The organism is Serratia sp. (in: enterobacteria) (genome assembly GCF_046715635.1).
In the GTDB taxonomy this organism is placed as follows: domain Bacteria; phylum Pseudomonadota; class Gammaproteobacteria; order Enterobacterales; family Enterobacteriaceae; genus Chania.
Genome location: NZ_JBKJYW010000196.1, coordinates 1 through 9,013, shown reverse-complemented (window position 1 = coordinate 9,013; position 9,013 = coordinate 1). Strand labels below are relative to the sequence as shown.

The following is a 9,013-nucleotide window of genomic DNA, read 5'->3' as shown; positions in this document are numbered from 1 at the left end:
TCAACAGAAACTGGATCACGCCTTCTTCATCCAGCGTGGCCCGCATGAGCTGCGCAGCCTGCTGACGCTGGGTGATACCCGCATCGGTGACGGCTTGCAGTGCGGTAAAGATCTGGTCATGGCGGCGTGTGTCGTAATCCACCGGGGCGATATCGATCGCCACCAGCCGCTCAATCCGCTCTGGGGCTAGCGCGGTCAACGCCATCGCCGCTTTGCCGCCCATCGAGTGGCCGATCACGATGGCTCGTTCAATGTGCAGGTCGTCTAGCAACGTCAACAGATCCTGCGCCATCGCCGGGTAAGTCATCTCCGCCGCGCGCGGTGACAGCCCGTGATTGCGCAGATCGACCTTGATCACCGTATGCTGTTGGTTCAGATCGCGTGCCAGCACGCCCAGGTTATCCAGATTACCGAACAGACCGTGGATCAGGATGATTGGCAAGGTCGCGGCTGTAGCGGCCTCTGAGGCCAGTAATTGATAATGTAATTTCATGGCAAAGTTCATGACTTGATAACATTTAGTTAGGTTATCATGATTGCAGAGATATTGGTTGGTTCGCAGAATTTTGCCGATATTTCATGGTATGGTGAGGGGTTGGCGGCCAAGGCGGTTGGCTAAAGTCTGCTTTTGCCGTTTGGGAGAACATTGTAGTGTTCGCACCCGCGCTTTTAACCTTATAATCCCATGGCTTGAATGCACCAATTGGCTTCAGGTTCATAAGTAGAAAAAAACGTACTGGATAAAGATGAAAACTATTGAAGTCGACGAAGAACTTTACCGCTATATTGCCAGCCACACGCAACATATCGGTGAAAGCGCGTCTGATATTTTACGGCGTATGTTGAAGTTTACCGCAGGCCAGCCTGTGCGCACGGCCCCTGTGGTTGCCGGTGGTCAGGCAGAGCCGTCAGCGGCTGCCGTTGCAGCACAGCGTCCGCGCGATCGCGTGCGTGCGGTGCGCGAGCTGCTGCTGTCGGACGAATATGCCGAACAGAGCAAAGCTGTAAATCGTTTTATGCTGGTACTTTCCACTTTGTACACTCTCGATGCGGCGGGCTTTGCCGCGGCAACGGATTCGTTGCATGGCCGTACCCGTACCTATTTTGCTGGCGATCAGCAAACGCTGCTGGCCAACGGAACGCATACCAAGCCCAAGCATGTGCCAGGTACGCCTTACTGGGTGATCACCAATACCAACACCGGCCGCAAACGCAGTATGATCGAGCACATCATGCAGGCCATGCAGTTCCCTGCGGAGCTGATCGAGAAAGTTTGCGGCACCGTCTAATTTAGCGAACAGCCCGTCACGGTGGCCGTAAGCGACTCATTGCCCGGCCACAGTACTGGCATTTTAGGGAGTAGTCGATGGCTAATGACCCACGTGCCGGGCAACCCGCTCAGCAAAGTGATTTGATCAACGTAGCCCAGCTGACGTCGCAGTATTATGTGCTGCAACCAGAGGCCGGTAATGCTGCACATGCGGTGAAATTCGGGACCTCAGGGCATCGCGGCAGCGCGCTTCGTCAGAGCTTTAACGAAGCACATATCCTGGCGATCGCTCAGGCCATTGCCGAAGTGCGTCGTCAACAGGGCACCACTGGCCCTTGCTACGTGGGTAAAGACACCCATGCGCTGTCCGAACCCGCCTTTATTTCCGTGCTGGAAGTGCTGACCGCCAACGGCGTTGATGTGGTTGTGCAGGAAAACAACGGCTTTACGCCAACCCCTGCCGTGTCACACGCTATCTTGTGCTTCAACCGTAAAGGGGGCGCACAGGCAGACGGCATCGTGATTACGCCTTCGCATAACCCCCCTGAAGACGGCGGCATCAAATATAACCCGCCAAACGGTGGCCCAGCCGATACCAACCTGACTTCCGTGATTGAAAAGCGTGCCAACGAACTGCTGAGCCTCAAGCTGCAGGGCGTGCAGCGTCAATCGCTGGATAAAGCCTGGACTGGCGGCCATCTGCATGCGCAGGATCTGGTGCAGCCTTACGTGGAAGGGCTGGTGGATATCGTCGATATGCCAGCCATTCAGCGTGCGGGCCTGAAGTTGGGCGTCGACCCGCTTGGCGGCTCCGGCATTGCCTACTGGCAGCGCATTGCCGAGCACTATAAGCTGGATCTGACGTTGGTGAATGACTCCATCGATCAGACCTTCCGCTTTATGCACCTGGACCATGATGGCATCATCCGCATGGACTGCTCGTCCGAATCGGCAATGGCGGGCCTGCTGGCCCTGCGCGACAAGTTCGATCTGGCGTTTGCCAACGATCCGGACTATGACCGCCACGGCATCGTCACGCCTGCGGGCCTGATGAACCCGAACCACTACCTGGCCGTTGCCATCAATTACCTGTTCCAGCATCGCCCGCAATGGGGTGCCAACGTTGCCGTGGGTAAAACGCTGGTTTCCAGCGCGATGATTGACCGCGTCGTGGCCGATCTGGGCCGCAAGCTGGTGGAAGTGCCGGTCGGTTTCAAATGGTTTGTTGACGGCCTGTTCGATGGTAGCTTTGGCTTTGGCGGCGAAGAGAGCGCCGGGGCTTCGTTCCTGCGCTTCGACGGCACGCCTTGGTCTACCGATAAAGACGGCATCATCATGTGCCTGCTGGCGGCAGAGATCACCGCGGTCACCGGTGAAAACCCGCAGCATCACTATAACGATCTGGCCAAACGCTTCGGTGCGCCAAGCTACAACCGTATCCAGGCCCCGGCAACTTCTGCACAGAAAGCGGCGTTGTCCAAGCTGTCACCGGAAATGGTCAAGGCCAGCACCCTGGCGGGCGATCCTATTACTGCGCGTCTGACAGCAGCTCCGGGTAACGGCGCATCAATCGGCGGCCTGAAAGTGATGACCGACAACGGCTGGTTTGCCGCTCGTCCATCGGGTACCGAAGAGGCTTACAAGATCTACTGCGAAAGCTTCCTGGGTGCCGAGCACCGTGAAAAGATCGAACATGAAGCGGTCGAGATCGTCAGCGAAGTGTTAGCTTCAGCCAAGTAATCTCTCCTTCGATAATGAAAAGGCGCTGTTTTTACAGCGCTTTTTTTATGCCTGTAATTTAGATATATCTAATTTCAGGTTACCTCTTGCGCATTTAGATATATCGATCTAGATTAGCGCCATTGACGTGGTTTAGATATATCTAAATGCGTCGATGCTCATATCATCAATATAGAGGTAACAACCATGATGTTTAATCGATTTGCCCGTCACCACGACCAACGGGAAGAGGGGCATTGCCACCACCGCCGCGGCGGCCGTCACCATTTTGCTGGCCTCGGAGAACACGGCCGTGGTGGTGAAGAGCATGGCCGGGGTGGGCGCGGGCGTCATCGCCTGTTTGAGCACGGCGATCTGCGTTTGGTGCTGCTGGCGCTGGTAGAGCGTAAACCTAGCCACGGTTACGAACTGATCAAGGCGATCGAAGAGGCTTCTTCCGGTCTGTATGTGCCAAGCCCTGGTGTGATTTACCCAACCCTCACGCTGCTGGAAGAGCAGGACTTCCTTGAACCGGCAGTAGCTGGCAACGGCCGTAAGAGCTATCAAATTACCGAACTCGGCAAGCAGGAACTGCAAAAGCATCAGCCTGCCATTGAAGTGATTTTTGCCCGCCTGGCTGGCGCGGGGCGCGACCATCGTCATGAGGGGAATCTGGCCGAAGGGATCTCCGAAGCCATGCATCGCCTGCGCTATCTGCTGCGCGGCAACATGATGCGTGCGGATTTGACTCAGGAGCAGGTCGGGCGTATCAATCAGGCACTGCTGACCGCCGTGGAAGCTATCGAAGCCGAAATGGGTCAGCCAAAACAGCCACAGGAGGATAACTGATGCCAGGCCACCGTTTCCGCATTACCGTAGAAGCCCTGACAGACCGTAAAGGCGAACCCGTCGACAAGCCGGAGTTGGTGTTTGAGGTCGAAAATCACGACGATATTCTGGCCATTGTTGAGCGCATTCAAGGGCGAGAGGATCTGAACTTTGGCGAACAGAACAGCGCGGCCTTTGCCGTCGGGCTCAAGTTGTTCTCCGAGGTGATGATAGAAAACCGCAAGCATCCGCTGTTTGAGCCACTGCGTGACTCGTTTAAGGAATTTATGATCGGACTGAAAAAGGGGCCAACATCGTCGCAGGATTAAGGCATAAACCGATAGCCGACGCCGGTCTCCGTGAGCAGATGCCTGGGCCGCGCCGGATCGGCCTCCAGCTTTTGCCGCAGATGGCCCATATAGATGCGCAGATAGTGGCTATGTTCGACGTAATTAGGTCCCCAGACGTGGCTGAGTAACTGCCGCTGGGTGATCACCTTACCGGAGTTGGCCAGTAACTCGGACAGTAAACGGAACTCGATGGGCGTCAGATGCAGATCTTCACCGTTACGCAATACGCTGCGGTTGATCAGATCGACGGTGATATCGGAGAAGCTGACCAACGGGCTTTCCTGTTGGCTATTGGCGTGGCGGCGTAGCGCAACCCGCACCCGAGCCAACAGTTCACCAATGCCGAACGGCTTGCTGAGATAGTCATCGGCACCCGCATCCAGCGCGGCAATCTTGTCCTCTTCGGCATGGCGAGCGGAAAGGACAATCACCGGCACCGCGCTCCATTGGCGCAGATCGCGAATGTAGTCCAGCCCGTCGCCATCGGGCAACCCCAAATCAAGAATGATCAGATCCGGCTTGCGCGTGCCGGCCTCTATCAGCCCACGCTGCAAGGTTTCACTTTCAAACACCCGTAACCCTTCGCTCTCCAGCGCGGTGCGCACGAAGCGACGGATCTCTTTCTCGTCTTCCACAATCAGAATGTTAGTCGGTGATGTGGTCACGGGGCCTCTACTCTTGGGTTACAAGTCAAAATCTGCTCCATCCAGTTCGGGTGGCTTTTCCAACGGCAGCATAAAGTGGAAACTGGCTCCGCCTTCGGCGCGGTTCTCCGCCCAGATGCGGCCACCGTGTACTTCAATAATGGCACGACAAATCGCTAACCCCAAGCCGACGCCGGGGATCGCCGACTCTTTATTGCCACGGGAGAACTTGTCAAATATCAGTTGGGTCTGTTCCTCCGGGATACCGGGGCCATTATCCCAAACCTCCACTTCCAGCCAGTCCTTTACTGCGTGGGCGCGGATCCCGATGATAGCATCGGCACCGGCATATTTATTGGCATTTTCCACCAGGTTGGTGAACACCCGCTCTAACAGGCTGCCATCACAGTTGATCAACACCATCTCTGGCGGCAATTCCACCTTGATCTCGTGCAATACCAACAGCGGTTCCAGCATATGCAGCGAGGCACCGACGATCTCTTCCAGTGATTGCCACTCTTTGCGCAGGTTAAAACCACCGGACTGAATACGTGCCATATCCAGCAGATTGTTTACCAGGCGAGTGGTACTGAGCACTTGCTGGCGGATTTGGCTGGCCTGTGGGGCGTGGCTGGAGCCTTCGGTGGCCAGATCCAGCGTCAGGATCTCTGCCTGACCAAACAGCACGGTAAGCGGAGTACGCAGATCGTGAGAAAGGGCGGCCAGCAGCGAGTTACGTAGCTGTTCGCGTTCGGCATCCAGTTTGGCCTCTTCGGCGCTGCGGGCCAGATGCAGGCGCTCCAGCGCGCTGGCGATCAGCACCGCAAAGGTCTGTAACAGCCGCTGTTGCTCTGGCACCATCAGCTGACGCAGGTTGTTCGGTTCAATCGCCAGCAGGCCAAAGGTCTGTTTGGAGGTGCTGAGCGGCAGCAACTGGTACGGCACGCCGGGCAGGGTGTCGGTTCCGGCCCCGGCGGGTAGGCCTTTGCCATAGCTCCAGCGGGCGATGGCTTCATCCACCGATAGCAAGCCACCTTCTTCACCCACCATCTGTTGCAGGGAGCCATCTTCCTGCGGCAGCAGCAGCACGGTTTTGGCCTGGAAGCTGCTGGAGATAAAATGACGGCTGGTTTTGGCAATATCTTCTCTGCTCAACGCCTGGCTGAGCCCACGGGACATTTCATACAGATGGCGCGCCCGTTGTTCGCGATAGCGAGCCACCCGGGCCTGATAACGCACACCGGCGGTCAGATTACCAATGGTGATACCGACGATCAGCATCACGGCAAAGGTCAGCAGGTATTGCATATCACTGACGGCGAACGACCATTCGGGCTGTACGAAGAACAGATCGAAGCTGGCAACGTTGATCACCGCGGCCAGCACCGAAGGCCAGCGGCCAAAGAACAGGGCGACAAGTGCCACGCCCAGCAGGTAAACCATCACCAGGTTGGCCGAATCAATGCCCGGCAGTAGCCATTGCGACAGCAGCGTAATGACGGCGCATAAAACGACGGCAACGGCGCAGCCCCGCAGCTGGAATCGCCATTTTTCGCTAAAGGTGCGGTTATCATGCTCTTTGGCCTGCAGCTGCGGCGTATCATTTTCCAGCGCAACAATCACCAGGTCGAGATCCGGTCCAAGCTGGCCAAGGCGATCGGCAAAGCTGCCGCGCAGCTTCCAGCGCTGTTCGCCACGGCGGCCAATAATGATTTTGCCCAGGTTATGTTCCCGGGCATAGCGCAGTACCGCGCGTTCTTCTGAAGGATCGGAAAGGGTGGCGGTTTCAGCCCCTAATTCTTGCGCCAGCCGCAAGGCCCGCAGAATGGCTCGTCGTTGGTTTTCCGGCAGGCGGTGCAGCTTAGGGGTTTCGACATACACGGCATGCCAGTGGCAACCGAGGCGTGCCGCGAGCCTTGCTGCGATGCGCACCAGTTTTTCGCTACCGTTGTTATGGCCGACGCACAGCAGGATGCTGTCCCGAGTGTGCCAGACCTTTTCGCGCCCCTGGTTGTCGCGGAAGGCTCGCATTTGGTCGTCAACACGGTCGGCGGTGCGGCGTAGTGCCAGCTCACGCAGGGCGATCAGGTTACCTTTACGGAAGAAATGCTCGATGGCGCGTTCGGCCTGGCCTGGGATATAGACCTTGCCTTCGTTGAGCCGCTGACGCAGATCGTCTGGGGGCAGGTCCACCAACACCACTTCAGTCGCTTCATCAAACACGTGGTCAGGCACGGTTTCCCTGACGCGTACTCCGGTAATGCCGCCGACGACGTCGTTCAGGCTTTCCAAATGCTGGACGTTAACCGTGGTCAGCACATCGATACCGGCATCCAGCAGTTCGTCCACATCCTGCCAACGTTTGGGATGGCGTGAACCCTGGGCGTTACTGTGCGCCAGCTCATCCATCAGGATCAGGGCCGGATGGCGTGCTAAAGCGGCATCAAGGTCGAATTCCTGCACCTGGCGGCCACGATGTTGGATGCGTTTTGCTGGCAGGATCGACAGCCCTTGCAGCAACGCCGCCGTTTCTTGCCGGCCGTGGGTTTCCACCACGCCAATCAGCACGTCTAGCCCCTGCGCCCGTTGCCGTTGAGCTTCCTGCAACATGGCGTAGGTTTTACCTACCCCGGCACAGGCCCCGAAGAAGACCTTCAGCTTACCGCGTGGCTTCTCATTGGCTAACGCCAGCAGGCTGTCAGGGTCGGGGCGTTGCAGTTCGTCATCCACCATCAGAGTTCCTTGTTTACCCATGCAAAGTAGGGGCGCCGCATGCTGCGCCCGTCTAGCCTTATTTCAACGCATCCAGCGCCATATTCAACTTCAGCACGTTGACCACCGATTCCCCCATAAAATTGGGCGTGGCGCGTTCTGTGTTTTCATCAATCAGTTTGGCAATCTGTTCCTGTGGCAACTGACGAGCGTTGGCGACACGCGCTAACTGGTACTTGGCGGCGGCCAGCGAAATCTGCGGATCCAAGCCACTGCCGGAAGCGGTCAGCAGATCGACCGGGATCGGCCCGCTCATCGCCGGATTCGCCTGGCGCAGCTGCGTTGCCCGCTCACCGATCGCTTTATCCAGCGCCGGGTTGGTAGCAGCCAGATTACTGCCGCCGGATGCCAGCGTATTATAAGTCGAATCGCTGGTGGCAGAAGGGCGGCCCCAGAAATAACCCGGTTGGGTAAAATTCTGGCCAATCAACGCCGAGCCGACCGCTTTATCCCCTTGATAGAGCAACGAGCCGTTGGCCGCCCCGCTGAACAGTAACTGCGACAGCCCAGTGGTGAGTAATGGGTAAGCGATACCGGTGATCGCCGTCAGCAGGATCAGCATAACCAGAGAGGGACGGAAATAAGACATCATAAATTCCTCGTTATACCCTTCATCTTTCAAACCGCAGCGTTGTTACCTGCGCTCACTCACCCCAGTCACTTACGAAGAGTAAGCTCCTGGGGATGAGTGAGCTTGTCGCCTAGCTGCAATTTGAAAGCTATTGGGTATGTGTTATTAAGCTATGAGTAATGCAGTCAGCAATAGATCGATCAGCTTGATACCCACGAACGGCACCAGCAGGCCACCCACACCATACAGCCACAGGTTACGGCGCAGCAGTGCAGCGGCGCTCATTGCCTTATAGCTCACCCCTTTTAACGCCAGTGGGATCAGGAAGACGATCACCAGAGCGTTGAAGATCACTGCCGACATAATCGCCGAGGCGGGGGAGTGCAACTGCATCACGTTCAGCGCATTCAGCTGCGGATAGGTTGCCGCGAAGGCCGCCGGGATAATGGCAAAGTACTTCGCCACATCGTTGGCGATACTGAAGGTGGTCAGTGAACCACGCGTCATCAGCATCTGCTTACCGATATGCACCACTTCGATCAGCTTGGTCGGGTTGGAGTCCAGATCGACCATGTTGCCAGCTTCTTTGGCGGCCTGTGTGCCACTGTTCATCGCTACCGCGACATCCGCTTGTGCCAACGCCGGGGCGTCGTTCGTACCGTCGCCGGTCATTGCCACCAAGCGACCACCCGCCTGATGTTCGCGGATGAGCTTGAGTTTGGCCTCTGGTGTGGCCTGCGCCAGGAAGTCATCCACACCGGCTTCAGCCGCAATCGCAGCCGCCGTGAGTGGATTGTCACCGGTAATCATGATCGTTTTGATGCCCATGCGTCGCAGTTCGTTGAAGCGTTCTTTAATG

9 protein-coding genes are annotated in these 9,013 nt (G+C 57.0%); 4 read left to right on the top strand and 5 right to left on the bottom strand.

Annotated elements, in window-relative coordinates; translation table 11 throughout:
- On the bottom strand, window positions 1-505 hold a 505-nt coding region (locus ACLQ7H_RS09685; protein ID WP_411752470.1), incomplete at its 3' end, for an alpha/beta fold hydrolase.
- Between the two features lie 241 nt (window positions 506-746).
- Between ACLQ7H_RS09685 and seqA the strand changes: the two genes are divergently transcribed.
- The 4 genes from seqA to ACLQ7H_RS09665 all read left to right on the top strand — a co-directional run bounded on the left by seqA (window position 747) and on the right by ACLQ7H_RS09665 (window position 4,146).
- The gene (gene seqA / locus ACLQ7H_RS09680) at window positions 747-1,289 is read left to right on the top strand and encodes a replication initiation negative regulator SeqA (protein WP_411752469.1); all 543 of its coding nucleotides are present in this window, start codon (window positions 747-749) and stop codon (window positions 1,287-1,289) included.
- Between the two features lie 77 nt (window positions 1,290-1,366).
- Window positions 1,367-3,010, top strand: a complete 1,644-nt coding sequence (gene pgm, locus ACLQ7H_RS09675; RefSeq protein ID WP_065686427.1) for a phosphoglucomutase (alpha-D-glucose-1,6-bisphosphate-dependent) — start codon at window positions 1,367-1,369, stop codon at window positions 3,008-3,010.
- Window positions 3,011-3,199: 189 nt separating this feature from the next.
- On the top strand, window positions 3,200-3,838 hold the full coding sequence (locus ACLQ7H_RS09670; protein ID WP_411752472.1) for a PadR family transcriptional regulator: 639 nt from the start codon (window positions 3,200-3,202) through the stop codon (window positions 3,836-3,838).
- Window positions 3,838-4,146 carry a DUF3861 domain-containing protein gene (locus ACLQ7H_RS09665; RefSeq protein ID WP_024483166.1) on the top strand — a complete coding sequence of 103 codons (309 nt, stop codon included), beginning with the start codon at window positions 3,838-3,840 and terminating at the stop codon, window positions 4,144-4,146. The genes ACLQ7H_RS09670 and ACLQ7H_RS09665 overlap by 1 nt, the downstream gene beginning before the upstream one ends.
- On the opposite strand, the gene kdpE is transcribed toward ACLQ7H_RS09665, so the two are convergent.
- The 4 genes from kdpE to ACLQ7H_RS09645 form a co-directional block, all read right to left on the bottom strand.
- Window positions 4,143-4,832 (bottom strand): two-component system response regulator KdpE, encoded by a 690-nt coding sequence (kdpE, locus tag ACLQ7H_RS09660; RefSeq protein ID WP_024529329.1) that lies wholly within the window; start codon window positions 4,830-4,832, stop codon window positions 4,143-4,145. The two genes, ACLQ7H_RS09665 and kdpE, sit on opposite strands and share 4 nt — an antisense overlap.
- 18 nt (window positions 4,833-4,850) lie before the next feature.
- On the bottom strand, window positions 4,851-7,544 hold the full coding sequence (gene kdpD, locus ACLQ7H_RS09655) for a two-component system sensor histidine kinase KdpD (RefSeq protein WP_411752468.1): 2,694 nt from the start codon (window positions 7,542-7,544) through the stop codon (window positions 4,851-4,853).
- A gap of 58 nt (window positions 7,545-7,602) precedes the next feature.
- Window positions 7,603-8,172 carry a potassium-transporting ATPase subunit KdpC gene (kdpC, locus tag ACLQ7H_RS09650; protein ID WP_411752471.1) on the bottom strand — a complete coding sequence of 190 codons (570 nt, stop codon included), beginning with the start codon at window positions 8,170-8,172 and terminating at the stop codon, window positions 7,603-7,605.
- Between the two features lie 147 nt (window positions 8,173-8,319).
- Window positions 8,320-9,013 (bottom strand): HAD-IC family P-type ATPase (locus tag ACLQ7H_RS09645; RefSeq protein ID WP_411752467.1); only part of this gene is annotated, 694 nt, incomplete at its 5' end.